This window comes from Allorhizobium sp. NPDC080224, assembly GCF_050281005.1.
GTDB lineage: Bacteria > Pseudomonadota > Alphaproteobacteria > Rhizobiales > Rhizobiaceae > Allorhizobium.
On record NZ_JBNNWJ010000006.1, the window covers coordinates 1 to 20,850 of the forward strand.

16 protein-coding genes, 1 tRNA gene and 2 pseudogenes are annotated in these 20,850 nt (G+C 54.5%); 13 read left to right on the plus strand and 6 right to left on the minus strand.

Translation table 11 applies throughout. The features are described from left to right. Positions 1-118 precede the first annotated feature (118 nt). Positions 119-382: a helix-turn-helix domain-containing protein gene (locus tag ACQKP1_RS22910; protein WP_427277153.1), complete on the minus strand. Its 264-nt coding sequence runs from the start codon at positions 380-382 to the stop codon at positions 119-121. A 110-nt stretch (positions 383-492) separates the two neighbouring features. Here ACQKP1_RS22910 and ACQKP1_RS22915 point away from each other — a divergent pair, with 110 nt between their 5' ends. Beyond that, complete coding sequence (locus tag ACQKP1_RS22915; RefSeq protein WP_427277154.1) at positions 493-1,383, plus strand: LysR family transcriptional regulator; 891 nt, start codon at positions 493-495, stop codon at positions 1,381-1,383. Between the two features lie 520 nt (positions 1,384-1,903). Beyond that, positions 1,904-1,993: transfer RNA gene (locus ACQKP1_RS22920), tRNA-Ser, on the plus strand. A 44-nt stretch (positions 1,994-2,037) separates the two neighbouring features. Here ACQKP1_RS22920 and ACQKP1_RS22925 read toward each other — a convergent pair. Then, positions 2,038-3,225, minus strand: a complete 1,188-nt coding sequence (locus ACQKP1_RS22925; protein ID WP_427277155.1) for an IS481 family transposase — start codon at positions 3,223-3,225, stop codon at positions 2,038-2,040. Between the two features lie 365 nt (positions 3,226-3,590). On the opposite strand from ACQKP1_RS22925, the gene ACQKP1_RS22930 reads away from it, so the two are divergent. The 10 genes and pseudogenes from ACQKP1_RS22930 (at position 3,591) to ACQKP1_RS22975 (ending at position 13,101) form a co-directional block, all read left to right on the plus strand. Further along, positions 3,591-4,163, plus strand: a complete 573-nt coding sequence (locus tag ACQKP1_RS22930; protein ID WP_427277156.1) for a hypothetical protein — start codon at positions 3,591-3,593, stop codon at positions 4,161-4,163. A gap of 79 nt (positions 4,164-4,242) precedes the next feature. After that, positions 4,243-4,851: pseudogene (locus tag ACQKP1_RS22935) on the plus strand (site-specific integrase); the annotation flags it as partial. Positions 4,852-5,155: 304 nt separating this feature from the next. Next, positions 5,156-6,220, plus strand: a complete 1,065-nt coding sequence (locus ACQKP1_RS22940) for a GDP-L-fucose synthase family protein (protein ID WP_427277157.1) — start codon at positions 5,156-5,158, stop codon at positions 6,218-6,220. 42 nt (positions 6,221-6,262) lie between these two features. Then, a complete protein-coding gene (gene gmd, locus ACQKP1_RS22945; protein ID WP_427277158.1) occupies positions 6,263-7,390 on the plus strand; it encodes a GDP-mannose 4,6-dehydratase in 1,128 nt (375 codons plus the stop codon). A 457-nt stretch (positions 7,391-7,847) separates the two neighbouring features. Next, complete coding sequence (locus ACQKP1_RS22950) at positions 7,848-8,849, plus strand: glycosyltransferase family 2 protein (RefSeq protein ID WP_427277159.1); 1,002 nt, start codon at positions 7,848-7,850, stop codon at positions 8,847-8,849. A gap of 7 nt (positions 8,850-8,856) precedes the next feature. Then, the gene (locus tag ACQKP1_RS22955; RefSeq protein ID WP_427277160.1) at positions 8,857-9,219 is read left to right on the plus strand and encodes an EamA family transporter; all 363 of its coding nucleotides are present in this window, start codon (positions 8,857-8,859) and stop codon (positions 9,217-9,219) included. 127 nt (positions 9,220-9,346) lie between these two features. Then, positions 9,347-10,141 (plus strand): class I SAM-dependent methyltransferase, encoded by a 795-nt coding sequence (locus ACQKP1_RS22960; protein WP_427277161.1) that lies wholly within the window; start codon positions 9,347-9,349, stop codon positions 10,139-10,141. 418 nt (positions 10,142-10,559) lie between these two features. Further along, a complete protein-coding gene (gene rffA / locus ACQKP1_RS22965; RefSeq protein ID WP_427277162.1) occupies positions 10,560-11,717 on the plus strand; it encodes a dTDP-4-amino-4,6-dideoxygalactose transaminase in 1,158 nt (385 codons plus the stop codon). After that, a complete protein-coding gene (locus tag ACQKP1_RS22970; RefSeq protein ID WP_427277163.1) occupies positions 11,714-12,436 on the plus strand; it encodes a WbqC family protein in 723 nt (240 codons plus the stop codon). Before rffA ends, ACQKP1_RS22970 begins: the two co-directional genes overlap by 4 nt. Further along, a complete protein-coding gene (locus tag ACQKP1_RS22975) occupies positions 12,433-13,101 on the plus strand; it encodes a class I SAM-dependent methyltransferase (RefSeq protein WP_427277164.1) in 669 nt (222 codons plus the stop codon). Before ACQKP1_RS22970 ends, ACQKP1_RS22975 begins: the two co-directional genes overlap by 4 nt. Positions 13,102-13,966: 865 nt before the next feature. Here the strand turns inward: ACQKP1_RS22975 and ACQKP1_RS22980 are convergent. Next, the gene (locus ACQKP1_RS22980) at positions 13,967-14,683 is read right to left on the minus strand and encodes an acetyltransferase (protein WP_427277165.1); all 717 of its coding nucleotides are present in this window, start codon (positions 14,681-14,683) and stop codon (positions 13,967-13,969) included. 785 nt (positions 14,684-15,468) lie between these two features. Here ACQKP1_RS22980 and ACQKP1_RS22985 point away from each other — a divergent pair. Next, positions 15,469-17,022 carry a hypothetical protein gene (locus ACQKP1_RS22985; RefSeq protein ID WP_427277166.1) on the plus strand — a complete coding sequence of 518 codons (1,554 nt, stop codon included), beginning with the start codon at positions 15,469-15,471 and terminating at the stop codon, positions 17,020-17,022. A 478-nt stretch (positions 17,023-17,500) separates the two neighbouring features. Here ACQKP1_RS22985 and tnpC read toward each other — a convergent pair whose 3' ends face one another. The 3 genes and pseudogenes from tnpC to ACQKP1_RS23000 form a co-directional block, all read right to left on the minus strand. Further along, positions 17,501-19,012, minus strand: coding sequence for an IS66 family transposase (gene tnpC / locus ACQKP1_RS22990; protein ID WP_427277167.1), 1,512 nt, complete (start codon positions 19,010-19,012; stop codon positions 17,501-17,503). 73 nt (positions 19,013-19,085) lie between these two features. Beyond that, positions 19,086-19,778 carry an IS66 family insertion sequence element accessory protein TnpB gene (tnpB, locus tag ACQKP1_RS22995; protein WP_427277168.1) on the minus strand — a complete coding sequence of 231 codons (693 nt, stop codon included), beginning with the start codon at positions 19,776-19,778 and terminating at the stop codon, positions 19,086-19,088. Between the two features lie 118 nt (positions 19,779-19,896). After that, positions 19,897-20,690: pseudogene (locus ACQKP1_RS23000) on the minus strand (transposase); the annotation flags it as partial. Positions 20,691-20,850: the final 160 nt, after the last annotated feature.

The following is a 20,850-nucleotide window of genomic DNA, read 5'->3' on the forward strand; positions in this document are numbered from 1 at the left end:
TGATGAGGCGGTCAAAGTGCCGACCTCGAAGAGAACCATGAGCCTGACCTGCGATGCCCGCTCCGACCAGCTTGACAACCGCGATTAGAGAACGCGCTGGGACACGATCGAAAACCGCTCAGCTTTTCGCTTTCCGTCCGACTTTCAGTGGACGTGCTGCTTGCTCGTCCGCCGACGGCACAACAAAAAACACTGAAATATCCACTGACAGAGCTGAAGCGAGTCTGTCGAGCAGGTTAATGGATACATTGTGTCTGGAGCGTTCAAGGTCACTGATGACGCTTCGGTCAACACCCGCATCGACTGCCAAATTCTCCTGCGTCAGGCCTTTGGCGATCCGCAGGCGTCTCAGGTTCCAGGCAATGCGAGTACGAGTGTCCATGAAGCATGGCCACCATCTTGCATTGCATTAAACCATCGGATATATCCGACATAATGCGTTTTCTGATGCCCTCTGTCGTGCTGTGAGCCGCAGTGTGGCTGGAGGCATACATGGAACTCCGCCAACTCTCCTACTTCGTTGCCGTGGCCGAGGAGCTGCATTTTGGCCGTGCCGCCATGCGGGTGAACATTGCCCAGCCGGCATTGAGCACGCAGGTCCAGGCGCTGGAGAAGGGGCTCGGGGTGCAGTTGCTGACGCGCTCGACCCGCAAGGTGGAACTGACGCGGGCAGGGGAGGTGTTCTACGATCGCTGTGTCAGAATGCTGGGAGAACTGGATCTCTCAGCAGAGATGGCGCGGGCGGCAGGAGGTGGCACCATGCGGGAGATCAGGATTGGCACGATCTATCCGGCAACGACAGGTGTGCTGCCAGCCTTCCTCGCGCGCATCGGCCGGAAGTTTCCCGATATCCGGCTGCATGTCTCGAATGGCTCGACATCAGAGATCATCCGGCAGCTCGAATGCGGCAAGCTGAACCTCGGCTTCATCTGGCCGGTCGAGAATATCGGCTCGCTGCGCTTCTTCTCGATTGCCCATGAGCGCTATCTGCTGGCGGTGCCGATGGGAAACCCGCTTGCCTCGAAGCACGAGGTGACGATCGAAGATCTGGGGGGCGAGAGGATCATCGCCTTCAAACGGCAGAACCTTTCCTACACCGAGCGCTATTTTGCCGAGACCTTCGAAGAGCATGGGCTGAATGACAATGTCGCCTATACCTGTGACGACACCTTCTCGCTGATCTCGCTTGTGTCTTCAGGCCTTGGTGTCGGCTTCGCGCCTGAATGGACGGGAGATCTGCCGGGTAGGGATGTGGCGCTGAAGAAGGTGACAGGGATCGATCTTAAGATCGGGCTCGGTGTCGCTTGGAGCAAGGATGATCCGACGGCAGCCCGTGATGACATCATCGACATTGCAAAGACGTTGGGACGGTCGGGCAGGTGAGGGCGGTGGTGGGTGCGGCTTCTCCGACTAAGCTCACGGCCCCTTCATGCGGTACGCCATGGCCGGGGGAAGGCGGTCCCGCCTGACCCCCACTGGGGTCGCTATGCTCAGGCTCCTGCGGCTTCCCTTTGTCCGGCCCTGACGTGTCGAGAATTCCCGGCGTCCCAGGCTTTGGCCCGTCGCTATGCTGACGCCTCCGATGCTCTTCATTGTCTGGCCCGGATCTCGCGCAGGCGCGGCTTTGATTCGGGCCGATTCCAGGCGTCGGGCGCGGTCTGTGCGCTGTGTGCGCTACGTGCGTGAAGTGGCCGCTCAAGACGGTGGAGGAGAGTTCGGAACGCCGGATCGGCGGCTGTTTGCCAGATATGATATCGGTGAAGAACGCAGGCTTGCATAGGGCACGGCCCGGTAGTTCCATGTTCTGGTAGCTGAATGTAGAAAGCACCACATTCGCTCTTGCATGCGGGAGAAGTTGCCGCTATGAGACAGCCCGCGCCATCGAGCGCCGACCAATGTGACCGGAGAGGTGGCTGAGTGGTCGAAAGCACCGCACTCGAAATGCGGCATACTCGCAAGGGTATCGTGGGTTCGAATCCCACCCTCTCCGCCATCGTGAACTTTGTCCATACCGAAGACATAGGTAACATCATGTACCTAAGACATGGGTGACAACCTCGTGCCGAACGGGTTGTCGATGGTTTGCAATGTCCTTTGCTCGAGGTCGATATATCCTAGATCATAGCGCATGAAGCTGACGAGCCAAATGCCGTCGTCGACTTCCTTGATGCCGAGTTTCTGGCCTGCCATGACGACGGAGATGTTGATCTTCTTGCGATGCATGCAGATACGTCCGCAGGTAGTGACCAGCACATCTCTGTCGTGGAAGGGATAATCGACCTGCGGCAGGCCCCGGTAGGTTCGGGTCGAGGCGCTGTAGATGTCTTGCGGGGTTCGCATGTTCAAGGCCTCATGCGGGCGTTCTGTATTGAACTCGCTGACGAAGGCGTCGAAACGAGCCTGCTGCTGCAGCATGTTCATGCCCGCAGGCCGTGTGGCTTCCTTCTTCAATGTCAGGTGCATGCGCTCGTGCCGGCCGTTCTGTTGCGGATGGCCGGGCTTGATACGTTCGATGGCGATGCCCAGCCTCAACCACCAGACGGAGAGCTTCGACAGATTATAAAGGCCGTTCGGGCTGGCGAAGGGCACGCCGTTGTCGCTGCGGATTGCGTTTGGCAGACCACGCTCGGCAAACAGCCGGCGAAAGGCCTCGATGACGGGAAGCTCCTTGTTCGACGAAAAGGCTTCGCAGGCAAGAAGATAGCGTGACGCCTGGTCGGTGACCGTCAAGGGGTAACAGTATCGTCCGTCCCCCAGCTTGAACTCGCCCTTAAAGTCGACACACCAGAGATCGTTGGGAGTGATCGCATGAGAGAGGTCCGTGCCCTCGGCCTTGTTACGATGGCGCTTGCGGGCCTGGGCTACCAGCCCGTGGCGATCGAGAACCGCATGAACAGTGCTGGTCGAGGGGATGCGCATATCACCTGCGAGCTTGCGGACAAGCAGCTCCCTGATCTTGCGCGCACCCCAATGCGGCTTGTCTCTCTTTGACGCGACGATCATCGCCTCAATCTGATCTGGCAGTTGATTGGCATAGCGCACCGGACGGCGCGACCGATCCGTCAACGCCTCCAGACCCTCCTGCCTATAGCGATTGAAGATCTTATAGCCAGTCTTGCGCGATATGCCGAAGTCTCGGCATACCTCGCTCATTCCTTCGCCCTCCAGAAGCCGGGCGACAAAACGAAGACGCTCTTCCATGACCGAAGTCTCTCTCCACGGCATCAACACCTCCCGCCAAAGCGAAAAGTGTTACCCATGTCTCCGGTACAAAACGTCACCTATCTCTCAGGTCGGACACCCTTTTGGGGTGCAAGGTCTTTCCGCGGTTTGTTGATTTGACCGAACGTTGGATGCTTGCGACGAAGTTCGCCAGGCCTACTCTTGAGGCACTGCCCGACGATTTTCCGAAACTCGTATATGCAGACCCGTCGGTTGCCGGCGGGAGCGGACGCGCTTTTCCCGGCGTTCATGGTGTCGAAGTTTGACAGCCCTTGCAGATAAGAAATTGCAAGAGAATTGCAGCAAGCTTTCAAGAAATTTATACATAGATAAATTGAATGGCCTTCACCTCATTAAGGGGAATCTCCATGAAGCAGCTGACATTAACACTATTCGCTGGCCTGCTGACTCCCGCTGTTGCAGGCAACATTATATGGACGCTGTTCGACGCTCTGTTCAATCGTCAAGGAGTTGGCGTATTTGCACTCCTACCGGTGGTCGCTACCCTGTTCCTTCTTTCAGTCTATTTGATCCTAGACTACATTTTAATATTAGCGAGGTCGGCAGCCGAGATTTCAGTTCTCGGCGTGATTTGCGAGGGAATTCATCTCAGTTTTATGGCTGCGATCGCGATTTTGTCCAGAAATAACCCGCCAGAGCTACAGATATTGGTAGCGGCTTATCTTGGCTTTTTTATCTTCGGCAATTCTTTCGGCGCTTGGCCCGTAAGAGATGAAAAACTGCGATGGCGGGCGGCACTAGTTGCTGCAGATGCCGTGGGGCTTGTTATTCTTTGCAAAGGAACGGAACTGGGTCTGACGGGGGGCTGGAACATCCCGGCGTGTCTCACGGTTTCGTTGGCCGTCTGGCTTATCTGGGCAAAACCACGGACAATGCCGGAGATGGCAAATCAGCTATCCAGCGGTGGTAAAGCAATCTAGTGCAGTAGTGCGCAGGGTATAATCCTTCACATCTCTCCGGGGCATCCTACGCGTGATCTTCATCTACGTTGGAGGTCAAATGGCGACGATCTGGAAGCTCAGAGGACACCTGGCAAGCGCAGGTGCGTCGCCGTGGCATGAAGCCTCGGTGCAAGTCCTTCGACACCCAGCAGGAAGCCGAGAAGTGGGCGCGCGATCTGGAAGCCCAGGTTGACCGCTTCGGTGCAGCTCCAGACACGAAGATCCTGGAAAGCACGACACTCGGTCAGTTCCTGGAGCGCTACCAGCGCGAGATCTCGCCCACCAAGCGCGGGTCCGTGCAGCAGAGCCAGCGGATCGATGTGCTGCGCCGTCATGATCTCTCTTGCCGGACGCTGATCGGACTGAGCCGGCAGGACATCGCGTCGTTCCGTGACTTGCGACTTCAGTCGGTAGCTGCGTCTACGACCGTCCGCGAGCTTGCGATCCTGACCCACGTCCTTGAGGTCGCCATTCGTGATTGGGGTCTGCCGCTCGCAAAGAACGTGATGAAGCTGGTTCGCCGTCCGCTGATCCGAAACACGCGCAGCCGCAGACTGACTGGCGACGAAGAGCAAAGGCTTCTCGATGGCTGCGACGGCGGACAGACGCCATATTTCAAACGCTGCTCATCCTCGCGATTGAGATAGGGATGCGGCGATTGGAGATGCCTAGGCTGCATCACGTCCTGGGACACGATCTCACGCGTCTAACAACGCTTGCTGAGATCGGTTACTCGCACCACAATCTGGTTTACTCAATGAGTCATCGCGGCAACTGTCACGACTACCTTTCACGCGATGAAGCTCGCCAGTCACCATACGCAGCAAAGGCGGCGCAACTGCCATCTCTGTTGACCCTCGATAAGACAGGATGTAGGTCGCGTGCATAAATCTCGTCCCTCTCAATGACTGCCCAGCCTTGCTGACGGCCAGCACGACGGGACGGGGCTTCGGTTGATGGAATAGGCGGATATGGCGAAGAGAATAAAGGTCTATATTGCCGGTCATCGCGGAATGGTCGGATCGGCTATCATGAGGGTCCTGCAGTCGCGGGGTGACTGCGACATCATATGCCGCAGTCACAGCGAGCTGGACCTTGCAAACCAGGCGGCTGTGCTCGAATTCTTCGCCGCAGAGAAGCCGGACCAGGTTTATCTCGCGGCGGCCAAGGTCGGTGGCATCTACGCGAACAACACTTACCCTGCCGACTTCATCTACCAAAACCTGATGATCCAGGCCAACGTCATCCATGCGGCCCATGTCCATGATGTTCAGGAGCTTCTTTTTCTTGGCTCGAGCTGCATCTACCCCAAGGCCGTTGCGCAGCCCATGCGCGAGGACGCTTTGCTGACCGGCACCCTGGAGCCGACCAATGAGCCATATGCGATCGCCAAAATCGCGGGCATCAAGCTCTGTGAGAGCTATAATCGGCAATATGGTCGCGACTATCGAAGCGTTATGCCGACCAATCTTTATGGTCCGGGGGATAACTACCATCTGGAAAACAGTCATGTGCTGCCTGCGATGATACGCAAGTTTCATCTGGCGAAGCTCGCGTCGAACAAGGATGTTGCCGAGCTGCAGGCTGATGTGAATCGGTACGGACCAATTCCAGCCGACATCCTTCAGATGATTGGCTTCGATGGGTCTCGCGCCCAATTCTTTGGCGAACCAAAAGTCTTACTGTGGGGTACGGGCACGCCTTATCGTGAGTTTCTGCATGTCCAAGACATGGCAGAAGCGAGTGTCTTTGTGATGGAACTAGACAAAGCAACCTACGATTCCGTCACGCTGCCCATGTCCAGCCACATCAATGTCGGTTACGGGCAGGATATCACCATACGAGATGTCGCGTACCTTGTGGCAGACATCGTAGGCTACAGCGGACCTGTTCAGTTTGATAGCGGAAAGCCGGATGGCACCCCCAGGAAGCTGATGGATAGCGGCCGATTGGAACGGTTGGGTTGGAAAGCCAGGATCACCCTCGACTCCGGCCTGCGTGAAGCTTATGAGGACTACTTGAGCGGTCGCAGCTGAGCTGCGCGACCGAGATCGAACAATTTTTCAAGGGAACTTGCCTTGTCAGACCAGAAGAAGAAGGTTGCCCTGATTACGGGCGTTACCGGCCAGGATGGCGCATATCTCGCCGAGTTTTTGCTGGACAAGGGTTACGAAGTCCACGGCATCAAGCGGCGCAGTTCCCTGTTTAATACTGATCGTATCGATCATCTCTATCAGGATCCGCACGAGAAGAATCGGAGCTTCGTCCTTCATCATGGGGACATGACGGATTCGTCGAGTCTGATCCGGATCATTCAGCAGACGCAGCCTGACGAGATCTATAATCTGGCGGCGCAATCGCATGTTGCCGTCAGTTTCGAAGAGCCGGAATACACAGCGAATGCAGATGGCATTGGCGCATTGCGCATTCTCGAGGCGATCCGGATCCTGAAGCTGGAACAGAAGACCCGTTTCTATCAGGCATCAACCTCCGAGCTCTATGGGCTGGTGCAAGAGACCCCTCAGCGGGAGACAACGCCCTTCTATCCGCGCAGTCCCTATGCTGTCGCCAAGATGTATGCCTACTGGATCACCGTAAACTACCGTGAAGCCTATGGGATCTACGCGTGCAACGGGATTCTCTTCAATCATGAGAGCCCGGTTCGCGGCGAAACCTTCGTCACCCGCAAGATCACGCGCGCGATCGCCCGTATAGCGCTCGGCTTGCAGGACTGTCTCTATCTCGGAAATCTCAGCGCCTTGCGTGACTGGGGCCATGCTCGCGACTATGTTGAGATGCAATGGCTGATGCTCCAGCAGCAGCAGGCCGAGGATTTCGTCATCGCCACCGGTGTCCAGTACAGCGTCCGGCAGTTCGTGCAGTTCGCCGCAGAGGCCCTCGGCTTTACCCTCCGGTTCGAAGGCGAGGGCGAGAGTGAAATCGGCATCGTCGAAACAGTCTCGAACGACGAGTTGCTGCTCAAGCCGGGCCAGCTCATCGTTCGTGTCGATCCGCGCTATTTCCGTCCCACTGAAGTCGAGACGCTGCTTGGCGACCCGACGAAGGCCAAGGAAAAACTGGGCTGGGAGCCGAAGACGACGCTGAAGGAGCTGGTCACAGAAATGGTCGACGCCGATTTCACGGCAGCCAAGCGTGACTCGCTCGTCAAGAAGGGCGGCTTCAAGGCCTATGATCACCATGAATGATCAGTGCCAGCTCTTACCTTGATTTGGGTCTAAAGGTTTGGCGCCGGCCTGCTTGAAAGCTGTCGGCGCCATCATTTTGGTAAATGATTTCCTCTACGATCTCGGACTATGTCTCTCAAGCGTGTTTTCCTCGAGCTGCAGGAATTCTGCGTTCTGCATGCGACATGCTTTAGCAAGCTATTTTCAGTTGTTGCCCTAAAGCACCTCCCCAAAGGTGCCCTCCGCTTAAATCAAGGCTACTTAATAGGCTAAAAGATTTGGAGCAGGCCAAAACCAACCTGGGCGAGAAACAGGATCGGAGATAACTGAGATTGGGCGAGTCTGTGTTTTTGGCAGATGCACTGAAGAAGAATAAAGCTCCTCTGGTCTACCTGCTGCCTTTGCCAGTTTGTGGATCGGAAGTCGGTCGGTAACCTACGTTTGAATAAGCTGTTTAGGTGCGCTAACAGCATGCAAAATGCGCTATGGGTTTGACACTGGTTGGGGAAAAATGGGCGGACAAAGTAAGCTTTCAGTTGTCGCAACGCTGTATCAATCGGAAGCTACAGTCGTTGAGTTCTACGAACGTTGCGTTCATGCCGTATCTAGACACTTCGCTGAATTTGAGATCGTGTTTGTCGATGACGGTTCGCGTGACGGAAGCTTGAAACTTGCTCTGGAGCTGAAAGACCGCGACCCGCGGGTGGTCGTGGTGGAGCTTTCGCGTAACTTCGGGCATCACCGGGCTATGATGACCGGGCTTGCGGTTGCATCCGGTGACTACGTGTTTCTTATAGATAGTGATCTGGAAGAGGAGCCAGAGCTACTCGACATGTTCGTGTCCCGGTTCAACGTTGGCGACTGTGATGTAGTCTACGGTGTTCAAGAGCGGCGGAAAGGAGGCAGAGTTGAGCGCGTAACTGGCGAAGTGTTTTTCTGGCTTGTGGAAAGACTCAGCGATGAAAAATTACCGCGCAACTTGGTTACAGCTCGATTTATGACCCGGGACTACGTTCGAGCCCTAGTCCGTCACCGCGACCGCGAATTCTTCATTGCCCATCTTTGGCTGCTTACGGGATTCCGTCAAGTCCCCTTGAAAGTGCGAAAGCTATCACTGTCGCCGACGACTTACTCCTTCTCCCGTAGGTTGGAGATGCTCGTGAAGTACGTAACGACGACATCGACACGCCTACTCTACATGATACTTTATCTGGGACTTGCCACAGCGTCTTTTTCCGCTGTGATGATACTCTATACCATCGGTCGATATATCTCGACAGGTGTCGCAACCGATGGATGGACCTCGCTGATTGTTACGGTTTCCTTTTTCGGCGGACTTAACGTCCTTCTGCTTGGAATTATTGGAATTTACATCGCCAATATTTTTACCGAATCCAAAAGACGGCCTTACACGGTAATTAGACGTATACACCGTGGGCAGCCAAGCGTAGCACTGACCACCACTGATTCGCGAGGTTGAGGTCTTTATGGAGAAGTATCTTTTCATTGCAGCTACGCTTATACTGACAGCGTATGGACAACTGGTCGTAAAGGCGAGATCAATCGCAATGATTGGCAAGGGGCCGTCGACCAGAACTGACTATCTTGTCGCCATGTTCACCGATCCGGGTGTGATATCTGGACTTGTTGCGGCCGTTGTAGCAAGCGCCTGTTGGACGCTTGCTATTCAACGAACCTCACTGGGTGTCGCATATCCCTTTATGGCATTGACCTTCGTGATTGTTCCGATTGGCTCAGTCTTGTTGTTTGGCGAGCGCCTTTCGATGTTACAAGTTATCGGGATGGTAACGATTGTAGCGGGCGTAACAGTAAGTGCGATCGGAGCTTGAGTTGAATAGTACTCGTATCTGCCCTCGTTGCCGAGAGAGTTTCGCTGTCATGGAGCGGGAGAGCGTATGGCCTGAGGGGTGGCAGTGCGCAAGTTGCGGACATGCACCGGTTCAGGTGGGGGGAGTAATGTCATTCGCACCCGAGCTTGCCGACACCGCGACGGGTTTTGATCCCACCCGGTTCGAGGACTTGTACATCAAGGAAGATGGTCACTACTGGTTCGAGCCTCGTAATCGCCTTATTACGGAGCTCATCCTAAGATTTTTCCCCGCCTGCCGTCGGTACTTGGAAATCGGCTGTGGAACCGGCTTTGTGCTGCGAGGTATCAGGCAAGTGCTGCCCGAAGCAAACTTGGTCGCATCTGAGATTCATCCTTCGGGTCTGCGGCATGCCCGAGATAGGCTCGCCGGCTCGGACACAGTGCAGTTTATCCAGATGGATGCCCGCGACATTCCTGCGTGCAGTGCGTTTGACCTAGTTGGAGCCTACGATGTTATAGAGCATATCGAAGAAGATGAGCTGGTGTTGAAGGAGTTCTATCGCAGCTTGACTTCAGGTGGGGGCGTCGTAGTTGCGGTGCCGCAGCATCCCTTTCTGTGGAGTCAGGCGGACGAAGTTGGTCACCATAAGCGTCGATATCGTCGGGGTGAGTTGGAAGCGAAAATGAGAGCCGTTGGCTTCGAAATCTTGTTCTCGACTTCTTACACAGCTACACTTCTCCCGCTCATGGCCGCAAGTCGTCTTCGCCGACGCGGGCCAGAGCCGCTAGAGGCTATCCTGAAAAGGGAATTTGATGCGCCGGCATGGGTCAATCGACTTTTGCGTTGCATTCTCAATATTGAAGTGTCGTTAGCCATTTTTGGGTTGAAGTGGCCGGTCGGCGGCAGTCGAGTTGTCGTTGCCCGAAAACCAAATCATTGAAATTTTAAGTGATTTCGACGAAGCTAGCGGCAGCAGGATACTAAACTAGATTTCGGTATATTGCTCCTCTTTCTGTATCGTTACGTCGCGTTTCTCTTCGCTCATCACCCTGCAACGTCATGCTGGATAAAGTAGAAGCGACGTAGCAGCGGTGCGATCCGACGCTTCAGGCAAAATCCTGAAACATCGAAGCGCCTTAGCGAGGTTGCAGAACCAAATTTGCACAGGTCACTGAGGCGACGTCACTGAATCCACAGGCAGAACGAAAGAGCCTTGAGTAAAACCGAAAGGCGGGTTTTCTTCCGACGGCGTTATCTTGGAGGAGAAGTCAATGATGTGGCGCACTCGACTAGACATGGCTGGCCTCGGCTGGCAAAACAACCCGACTACGCCGTAGGGGCGTTCTGGAAGCCTTATCATGAATCACTCTTCGCAAGGTAGAATACCGTTCGGCCGGCCGGCAATTGTCGGTAACGAAATGGAGTATATTGCGCAGGCCATAAGAAACGGCACGATCGCGGGTGGTGGCCCTTTCATGCGGCGTTGTGAAGAGTGGCTCGAAAATGCTCTCGCTGCCCGGCGCGTCCTGATGACGCATTCTTGCACGGCCGCGTTGGAAATGGCCGCCATGCTGGCCGATGTGGGGCCCGGTGACGAAGTCATCATGCCGTCATTTACCTTCTCGGCCACCGCGACTGCGTTCGTCTTGCGCGGCGCCACCCCTGTGTTTGTTGACATAGACCCTGCGACTTTGAACATTGATCCGGCATTGATAGAGCCTGCGATCACCGAACGTAGCAAGGTTGTCGTCCCTGTCCACTACGCGGGCTTGGGCTGTGATATGGATCCCATTCTAGACACAGCGCGGCGCAAAAGCCTCATAGTCGTTGAGGATGCGGCACAGGCACATCTCTCATCTTATCGAGGCAAGCCTCTCGGGACGCTAGGTGACTTAGGGTGTCTTTCTTTCCATGAAACCAAGAATGTTATCTCCGGAGAAGGTGGTGCGCTCATTATAAACAATGAGGCGCTAATTGAGAGGGCAGAGATAATCCGAGAAAAGGGTACCGATCGCAGTCGATTCTTTCGTGGTCAGGTGGACAAGTACACCTGGCAAGACATAGGTTCGTCATATTGCCCGGGTGAGATCGTTAGCGCATTTCTTATGGCCCAACTCGAGTGCGCTGATGGCATATGTAAACGTCGGCGAGAAATTTATGACATGTATAGGGATCTTCTCGCTCCGTTGTCCATGAGCGGTGACATTGAAATACCATCTGCAACGGGGACAGATGTAAACGGTCATATCTTCTGGATTTTGCTGGAGTCGGAAACGGTGCGGTCAGATCTCATCCAGCATCTCAATCGAAATGACATAAACGCGGTGTTCCATTACGTGCCACTCCACTCGGCGCCGGCGGGACGTAAATATGGCCGTGCTTCGGGCGCACTATCAGTCACGGATGATATAAGCAGCCGTCTTCTACGATTGCCACTTTATTACAAGCTCAGCGATCGTGAGGTTCATAGAGTGATCGACGTGATCGCCCGTTTTTTTGGGCCAAAAAATAGATGAAAAGAGTTGCGATCATCCAGTCGAGTTACTTGCCATGGAGGGGTTTGTTTGCGGCCATTGCACAGTGCGACTGTTTTGTTTTTCTTGACAGCGTGCAATTTACACGACGCGATTGGCGAACAAGGAATACCATCAAGACTCCTCAAGGCGTCCACTGGCTTTCTGTTCCTGTGATGCAAAAGGGGAACTTTCATTCGTCCATCGATGAAGTCCACATAGCAGAGCCAAACTGGTGGAAGACTCATCTGAAAAGTATCGAATTGAATTACAGGCGCGCGCACCACTTCCGAGAGAGTTTTCCGCTCGTTGAGCAGTTGTTTGAAAGCGTAGCCAATACTCCGACGCTGTCCGAAATGAATCAGACAATGACAATGGCAATATGTCAGATGCTCGGCATCAGGTCCCAGTTCAGTCGTGACGTCGATTTGGTTCCACGAGAAGTACTTGTGCAAATGTCTCCGACAGATCGCTTAGTGAAGCTTGCGATGGCAACTGGAGCAAGTATCTATTTATCTGGTCCTTCCGCGAAGAATTATCTTGATGAGCATGAATTCAACGCCATGGGTATGTCGGTTGAGTGGATGAAATATAGTAAATTCCAAGAGCCATACCGTCAACTTTGGGGTGCGTTTGTTCCTTCTGTGTCGATTGTAGATACAATTCTGAACTTGGGCTTGGAGCAGACGAGAGAACTCGTGCTTCAAAGGGGTGCTGCATGAATGCCGATGTTGCCGAGGTGATCAATTCTGCTGTCAGAGAATATTACACTGCAGCTATAGAACAGCATGGGCCCACCCCTAAAGGCGTCGATTGGGGCGATGAGTGGTCTCATCGAATCCGACATGAACAATTCTTGCGCTTATTTCAACAAGACCGTGCTGCCTCGGTCGCTGACCTTGGGTGCGGTTACGGGGATTTTCTGAGGGTTCTCCGAGAAGACGGCCATCAAGGAGACTACGTCGGATGCGATCTGTCACCTGCGATGATTGATGCGGCCAGCTCTGTATTTGGTGACGCGCCTGGTGTCCGCTGGTGTGTCGGGGATACGCCTCCAACGATCTGTGACTTTACGGTGGCAAGTGGTATCTTCAACGTCCGCCGCGGAACAGATGTCCGTGGATGGGCAAGCCATGTCGATGCGACAATTGATAAACTCGCGCGGTTTAGTAAGCTGGGCTTCGGCTTCAATATGCTTTCACTCTGCTCTGATGCAGAAAAGCGACGTGAGGATCTTTATTATGCTGATCCAGTAGATGTGCTAAAGACCTGTATCGAGCGTTATGGTCGCCACGTCGCGATCCTCCAGGACTATGGACTTTGGGAATTCACAGTGCTTGTCCGTCATTCGTCCCACACGGCAAGTCCAAAGCCCGTTTCACCGTAGCCACTTCCGTTGTAAAGCAACCAGAGGCGACCGGCGTGGTTGAATACGCTTGGATAGGTCGCAGCGCCGCGTTCCCATCCGCTGTGTTCCGTTTCCAATACCTGTTCAGAACTACGCTGCCACGTGACACCATCCGAAGAGATGGCGTGGGCGATGCCATAGGCGCCTGATCCTCGCCGCGCATACCACATCTGAAAGCCGTCACCGAACTCTACTATCGATGGGCGTACGACAGCAATGTCACTCCCTTGTGGGCCCAACACTACTTTTGAGGACCTGGTCCAGTTGATTCCGTCAGTACTGGTGGCTCGCCTTATGGCGTGCGACATATCTGCTTTTTCGGCTCCCCAGGCTAAATGCGTTCCGTACCACATGGTCCATACACCTCGAGCCGACTGGCAAACCCAAGGGTATGACAGGCTGTAGTGGTCAACCGTGTCGCGGTCCATGATTGGACCATCGGAGAGCCGGACAAAATGTCCAGTTTCAACCGAGCCGACGGCTACCCCAATGGCGTTCCGCCAAGGGACCGAGCCTCCGACGTTCCATCCCATGTAGTACAGTCTGTCTTCGGTTTCGCCGCGTACAATGCATCCGACTCCCAGGCCACTATCGTCGAAAGCGCCCGTGGCGCCGGGAAGTAAGACCGGATCTGAGGGGACATCCTCTACGCGCGGACGATCGCCTATCCGTAAAATGACCGAGCCGACAGAAGATCTGTTCATGGCATCCCGGCCAGAGAAAAACACCCTAACCAGGTCGCTCGACAAAGAGGCCGCCACGGGCAGCGCTGCATGAGTAAGTAGTGCTGGATGCTGACCCAACGGTGAGAACACTAAGCCAAGTTTACGCCACCTCATGCTCGTTAAATCTGCCGCAAACGGTGGCTTGGCACCTTTGATATTTCTGTTCCCGTGGCTGCTACAACGGAGCCATCGGGGATGTCCGTCAAGACCAAGCTCCCGGCACCGATGACACAGTCGGCGCCAATCTTGACGTGATCACGAATTGTCACATTCACGCCGATGAAGCATCGCGGTCCGATCGTTACGCCACCTGAAACTACAACATGCGAAGCGACAAACGTGTCTTCAGCAATATAGCTATGGTGGCCGATATGGTTGCCTGACCAGAGCGTTACATTTTCGCCTATCTTCGCGAAAGGCTGTATGGTGTTGTCCTCGAGAATAAACTGGTTTGGTCGAATATCGAAACCATCGAAAGTTGTAGCGCGGGGGCTGATGTAGCTAGCTAAAGAGTAACCTTTCGATCTGGCCTCAGTGACTTTTTCGCGCCGTACCTTGTTGAGCTTTGCGTAGCTTAACGCAACAAATACTTCAAAACTCTCGGGTGGATAAAGGGTTTCAACTTGCTCCCATGCGACAACAGGCTTCCCGTCTTTATATGGAGTTGAGGCGTACGCCGCGTCGACCGTGAACGCTGCGACGTTGCGATTAGTAGTTTGGGAAAAGTAAAACGCGGCAACTTCGGCTATGTCGCTTAAACCGAAAATTAGGACATCTTTCAATTCACTCTCCCTGTTCAGTGAGTATTGCTCTAAACGAATGGCAAAATCATTCAAGGCATTTCGAGCCCAGCATTGTATCAGCCGATTACCTGCATTTCGAGTTTCGATAGGTTTTGAGCGCCAGCACGCGAAACTAACAGATATCCAATATTTGGGGAGACCAAAAAAACGACTCCATAAGAGTTGACTTGACAACGAAAAGTGGCCGTCTGCTTTTCCCTGACGATGTCCTTAAATTTGGGTAGGAGGGCTAATTGGGCAAAGCCAATTTCATGCAAAAGTACCAACGGGACACGTTTCGCTGGCCGAGCGAGGTTATTCGGTTGCGGAGTGACCCGCTACTGAAAATTTCCCCCAAAACTGACGAGAGTCCGGTCCTTTGTGCTCTGGCACCAAACCTTCGACCTCTGGGAATTGGAGTTCTCCCAGAAACAGGATGCTGTTGCCCGTCGAGGTTGCCGAACGGCAGATGATCTAACCCGAGCGTGTCCACCAAGCGCAGGGCCAATAATGGAACGCATTCTAGAAGTTCGATTTAAGCTCATAAGATAAGGCTTGACGAGGCCATTATAACGCCCTTAAGCGGACTGCCCTAGGCTCAGAGCATGAGGCCATCTATATACTCTAGCGTGCCTATGGTGTATTTGCCTCGCTGAGGGGAGAGGATGGGCATGCTGCGTTCAAGAAGCTCCGATCTGAGGGGGCTGCCATCTCAACTATATGCGTACCACATGTTTACGTATTATACTTAGATATTTTGTTGAATTTCAAGTAGACGGACCACTTCGATATCGGAATAAAGGCGGTGGCAGTAAGTGAGTAGCATTAGAGTTATAAAGTTGATCGCTGAAAAAAGCAAATTGTCGTCGCTGGCTCTTCCATGTATTGTTTGGATATTAGTTGTTGCTTGGCGCCCATGGGTGACGGGCTTCTATCACGACGATTGGGCGGTTTTTGTACATGTATCGCAAAGTAACATTCCAAATATATTTTTGGAGCAGGCTTCAAGACCCATATACGCGCTAGCTCTGGTCTCGCTTGCTCTGATTCTGCCGCTTGATCCCTTCTACTATCAGGTTGCGTTAGTGGTGATCACTGCCGTTTGTTCCGCATCCGTTGGCTTACTTGCAAAGACAATAGCAAGCTACTTTGTGGCTAATTCTGCGACGGCTTTATGGTCTGGTTCACTTGCTGCTTCATTCTGGCTAGCTGCTCCATGGGGGCTCGGCTTCTCGGTCTGGCCAACAACGTTTGCGGCGCAGATCAGTGTGATTGGTTTTTGTATTATTGGAATCGTCATCCTGGGAACTAGCACTACGCGGTCGAAGCTCCTGAAGGCTTTGCCCATTTTTGTAGGAATATCCTTAATCTCAGAACTTTTCTGGTTATCGTTTATTCCATTAATTATTCTGTTGGTTGCAATTGGCGGTGGACCTTTTCATCTAAAAAAACCAAAGGACATAATTGTTGTTTTAAGTGGATTTGTTGTCGCGCAATTCATTTTGGTAATGTTTAACCGAGGTATTGCGTACGTTGGCGCTTCTATTGACAGGTCATTTAATTATTCGTTTTTCGATACAGCCTTGTTAAGTATCCGCTTGCTGCCTTCTGAGATTTTGAATTCCGTTGTTTTTCCTGATATATTAGGCATTGCCATAGTAATCTTTCTATTCGGACTTTTTGCTTTCGTATCTTTTTATGAAAAGCGTGCTCAGGTTTTCTTGGTGCTGATTGCGATTGCTGTTGGATGCTTGACGTCAATAATTTTGTTTGCGCTTGCTCACTACAGGATTCAGTCAACTGGAGTATTCTCTCGAACTACGGTCGTAATCACTCTTTGGCTGGTTCTAATTCCTGCCGTTTCTTGGGCGGTTGTTGAGAAGTGCAAACATCATGTGAAATTTTTTGTATTTAGTATTTTGATTGGTTTTCTTGTCATTTTTTCATTTTCGTCAATTTATAACTTGCAGAGTTGGGTGCGTAGTTGGAAATTTCAGACGGATTTATTGGATAGATTTCCTGCAGAGAATCTTATTGAGCAGGCAGAATATGATGCATTCATCCTAGTTGATGCGGTCAAGCCGGAAAATTCTGTAGAAGGACTAGAGGCCTTCTGGGATTTGGGTGGGGCGTTGTTGGTTAGATATCCTGCTTTGCAAGCCCGCATTGCTAGAGAAGTCATTCCGGGGCGTCCACGGCGTTTCGCGACAATGTTGAATCGCAATAATATGCAGACAACTTGGGATGGTGTTGAAATTGTTCAATCTTGGTGCCACTCGCCCGACATAGCTCTATGGCGGCTACCAGCGCCTACCGAAGTCTACTTGTGGTCGCACGCCTCTCGTCGGCTGTCACGTCTTGAAAATCCAACCAATTTAGGATGCGAAAAATGACTCTATTGGTCCACTGAAATTTTGCGCATGCTTTTGAGACAATCGCGGTAACTATCCCACCTTTAGCGGGTTTCTAAGCTGGGCCTTACACGTCTCCTCACTGATCAGCTGGCCTGATCCATAATGACGACAGCATGCGTATCATCGGCCACATGCCGGGAGATTTCGGCCAGGTGCTGCGTCATCGCCTAGGTGTCCGCACCACGGCACGATCAGTACCGCTTCCTAGCCTTGCTGGGGCAGATGGCACCGATGATATGGACAGAGCGGGTTCGCTAGTCGTGCGGGGCGGGCGATCTCGTTCTTTGAGCAATCCGGGCCTTATTCTGGTAGCAGATTTCTATTCATTTCCTTGTGCCGCTCCGCTTTCGATTTCCGCCACTGTGGCGGGGTGGAGTGCACCCCGTTTGACCGGACATCTCGGCTAGTTTCATTTAGCCCTGATGAACGTCGATGGTAAGCGGCAAGCTGCGACCGTTCAGCCCGCGTAATTCCACGGCATGAGTGCTTCGAGATCGCTGCTGGGCCAGCCGTTGGCGATGCGCTCGCGGGTTAGGCTGAGCCAGGCCTGCGGATCGACGTTGTTCATCTTCGCCGTCTGAAGGAGCGTGGCGATTGTCGCCCAGGTCCTTCCGCCGCCATCGCTGCCAGCGAAGAGACTGTTCTTTCGCGTAATTGTCTGGGGCCTGATGGCGCGCTCAACGATGTTGGAGTCGAGCTCGATGCGGCCGTCGGAGAGGAAGCGCTCGAAGATGGAGCGACGCGAGGTGGCATAGCGGATCGCCTCGGCGAGCTTCGACTTGCCGGAGATCCGCGGCAGGGTCTTCTGCCAGAGGGCGAAGAGCTCGTTGACTACAGCAGCAGATGTCGCCTGGCTTGCCGCGACACGGCCGTCAGGGCTCTGTCCCTGGGCCGCTGCTTCCACCTCCCAGAGCTTTGCCATCAGCTCCACCGTCTCGGTGGCGATCCTGGAACTATCCGAAGCGTGGAGCTCATAGAACTTGCGCCTGCTATGGGACCAGCAGCCGGCCAGTATCACGCCATCATTGCCGCCGTCGGATCGGGCAAGCTTGTTGTAGGCACCATGCCCGTCAACTTGAAGGATACCGCGATAGCCACTCAGATGCCGGGCGACCCGATCGCCAGCACGGCTATCTTCGAAGCGATAGGCGACCATCGGCGGACCGCTGCCACCGAAGGGTCTGTCATCCCGGGCATAAGCCCCTAGCCATGCCGTCTTGGCCGATCCGGATCCGGGCGCGAGCGTGGGCAACGTCGTCTCGTCAGCGAAGATGCGCTCCGCCTTCTTGATCTCGGCGAGGAGGTAGTCGGCCAGGATATCGAGCTCAAAGCCGAGCTTGCCCATCCATTGGGCCCTCAGCTTCCGGTCAAGCTCGACCTTGTCGCGGGCATAGATTGCCTCCTGCCGATAGAGTGGAAGGCCATCGGCATACTTCGACACCGCGATCTGGGCGAGAAGCGCTTCCGTCGGAATGCCGCCCTCGATGATGTGCGCCGGCACGACGTCCAGCCGCTCCGAGACGTCCTCACCGATCAGAACCTTCTGTTTGCCGACATGCTCGGGCAGTTCGTCTGGCTCGATCACGACTTCGACCCGTTCCAGATGAGGTGCAAAGCCCTTGCGCGGTCGCGGCGGACTTTTGCTATCGGGATGGGTGACGCTGTTGTTCACCTGGGCTCGGATTGCAGCAATCCCGGTCTCGATTTCCTCGAAGACAAAAGCCTGCTGCTCATCATCGATCGTCGGAGATGCGAGCTTCTCCGATCGCCGGCCAAAGCGGGCACGATCGAAGGCTTTCAGGATCTGGGTGAGTCGTTCGATGCGTTCATCAGCATCGGCGTTTTTCGCCTTCAGATCTGCGACCTCGCTCTCGAGAGCATCGGTGCGCGCAGCTTTCTCGGCCATGGCAAGGACCATGGCCTTCAGGGTCTCTACATCATCCGGGAGCTGCAAATCGGGCGGCGTCATAGCGCCTACCAGAGCACATTTTGCTCCGGTTTTCCTGCCCTTTCAGGCGGTTGATTCACTTCGCCGCAGGCCTTTACCCAACAATCTCCGGCGGCTTCACCGCGACTGAACGGACCCGTTTCCAGTCCATGCCATCAACGAGCGCCATGAGCTGGGCATGGTTGAGCTGCACCCGGTTATGGCCGATCCGAGGCCAGCAGAACTGCGCCTTCTCCAGCCGTTTCGAGTAGAGGCACACCCCTGATCCATCCCACCAGACGATCTTGACCCGGTCCGCCCGTTTGGCCCGGAAGACATAAAGGGAGCCATTGAATGGATCACTGCCAGCATCGCGCACCAACGACAGCAGGCTGTCCGGCCCCTTGCGGAAGTCGATAGGATGGCTGGCGAGGAAGACCTTTACACCTGCAGGGATCATGCTGAGCGAACCGCCCGGATCACGCGCTGCAGATGCGCTTCTTCGACATGTCGGCCGGCCCGCACGACGATACCGCCAATGACGATTTCGACGACGGAGTCGGGGCCAGGTGGCGGCGCTCTGCCTTTCAACTGCCGGCGCTGGTTGCCCAGGCTCCTCACTGGCCAACAGTTCTCTACGCCAGCGGTAGAGTTGAGATGGCAGGATCCCAATCTGCCGCGCGATTGCCGACATGTTCACACCGGGCTGACAGGCCTGCTCAACCGCTGTGGCCTTGAATTCGTCGGACCAGAACCGCCGCAACTGTCGCGGCGACCCGTCAAGGCGATCGGGCACCGCCTCAATCATTCGCATCAACCCAAGGCTAGCCGCAGGCCTAGACATAGATCCTCACAATCAGAGAACTCGTATGTCCGGGATACCCTGCCCAGCATCAGCGACGCCAGATGGGGTCTCCTTGCCGCTTACTGTCGATGATGAAGGCGATACGAATGACCTCGCCATTCCAGCAGGCGAACTCCAGCCCATCCCAGCACCAGCGCAAGTTCGAGCGCATCACCATGACCTTGCCGTCATGGATAGAGCCCTTGCGAACGGCGGTATGCTTCTCCAGCAGCATGACGTGGTGGCCCATGATGCGATGAACCCGTTTGGCGTTGACGACAGGCTTATCGGCGGCTCGCCTTTCGCGATTGAGGAGCGCGGCGATCCGCCGATAGCCATAGGTTGGCCTTTGATCCACCAGTCTGCGGATGATGGGCAAAAGCTCTGCATCCTAGGGCTTGTGATAGGACCCGCGCGGCTTTGATCTTCCTTTCGGCCGCTCGACGAGGTTGGAACGGGATACGCCCAGCGTGTCGGCTGCGACCTTCATCGGGCACCGTCCTTCGGCAACAAGATCGGCCGCGATATCCGCTTTTTTGGGTCTGCTTTGGACAAGGCTTCACGGAGGATTTCGACCTCCATCGTCTTGCGGCCGAGCATGCGCTCGAGCTCGCGGACACGATCCTCCAGCTTCTTCACTTCCGAATTGCCGACAACCGGCTCGTCAGAATCCACGGCTGCAGCACCTCCTTCACTCCAGAGCCTGCGCCACCGGTAAAGCAGATTGGGCGCAACGCCATGACGGCGAGCGGTGGAACACACCGTCTAGCCAGGTTCAAAATTCTGCTCGATGATTGTCAGCTTCTGCTCGGTTGTCCACCGTCTACGGCGGACATCGCCCGTCAGCAATTCAACGTGTCGATACTCGGTAGACATAAGCCTGACCTCAAGCCTGTGCTTGAGCCTTTCTGCTTATGCCGACTGTCCGGTCGAAATGGGGGCAGTTCACGGGGAAGCTTTGTTGGAATCCGCCAAACACGGCCAGCGCCGAGAAGGCTCTTGAGGCCAGATGGTGCTGGACAGAAGGAGAAAGCGA

What these genes read in the sequence shown, in the direction of transcription:
- ACQKP1_RS22910 (WP_427277153.1), bottom strand. Translation starts at nt 382, where the DNA reads ATGGACACTCGTACTCGCATTGCCTGGAACCTGAGACGCCTGCGGATC.
- ACQKP1_RS22915 (WP_427277154.1), top strand. Translation starts at nt 493, where the DNA reads ATGGAACTCCGCCAACTCTCCTACTTCGTTGCCGTGGCCGAGGAGCTG.
- ACQKP1_RS22925 (WP_427277155.1), bottom strand. Translation starts at nt 3,225, where the DNA reads ATGCCGTGGAGAGAGACTTCGGTCATGGAAGAGCGTCTTCGTTTTGTC.
- ACQKP1_RS22930 (WP_427277156.1), top strand. Translation starts at nt 3,591, where the DNA reads ATGAAGCAGCTGACATTAACACTATTCGCTGGCCTGCTGACTCCCGCT.
- ACQKP1_RS22940 (WP_427277157.1), top strand. Translation starts at nt 5,156, where the DNA reads ATGGCGAAGAGAATAAAGGTCTATATTGCCGGTCATCGCGGAATGGTC.
- ACQKP1_RS22950 (WP_427277159.1), top strand. Translation starts at nt 7,848, where the DNA reads ATGCGCTATGGGTTTGACACTGGTTGGGGAAAAATGGGCGGACAAAGT.
- ACQKP1_RS22955 (WP_427277160.1), top strand. Translation starts at nt 8,857, where the DNA reads ATGGAGAAGTATCTTTTCATTGCAGCTACGCTTATACTGACAGCGTAT.
- ACQKP1_RS22960 (WP_427277161.1), top strand. Translation starts at nt 9,347, where the DNA reads ATGTCATTCGCACCCGAGCTTGCCGACACCGCGACGGGTTTTGATCCC.
- rffA (WP_427277162.1), top strand. Translation starts at nt 10,560, where the DNA reads ATGAATCACTCTTCGCAAGGTAGAATACCGTTCGGCCGGCCGGCAATT.
- ACQKP1_RS22970 (WP_427277163.1), top strand. Translation starts at nt 11,714, where the DNA reads ATGAAAAGAGTTGCGATCATCCAGTCGAGTTACTTGCCATGGAGGGGT.
- ACQKP1_RS22975 (WP_427277164.1), top strand. Translation starts at nt 12,433, where the DNA reads ATGAATGCCGATGTTGCCGAGGTGATCAATTCTGCTGTCAGAGAATAT.
- tnpC (WP_427277167.1), bottom strand. Translation starts at nt 19,012, where the DNA reads ATGACGCCGCCCGATTTGCAGCTCCCGGATGATGTAGAGACCCTGAAG.
- tnpB (WP_427277168.1), bottom strand. Translation starts at nt 19,778, where the DNA reads ATGATTGAGGCGGTGCCCGATCGCCTTGACGGGTCGCCGCGACAGTTG.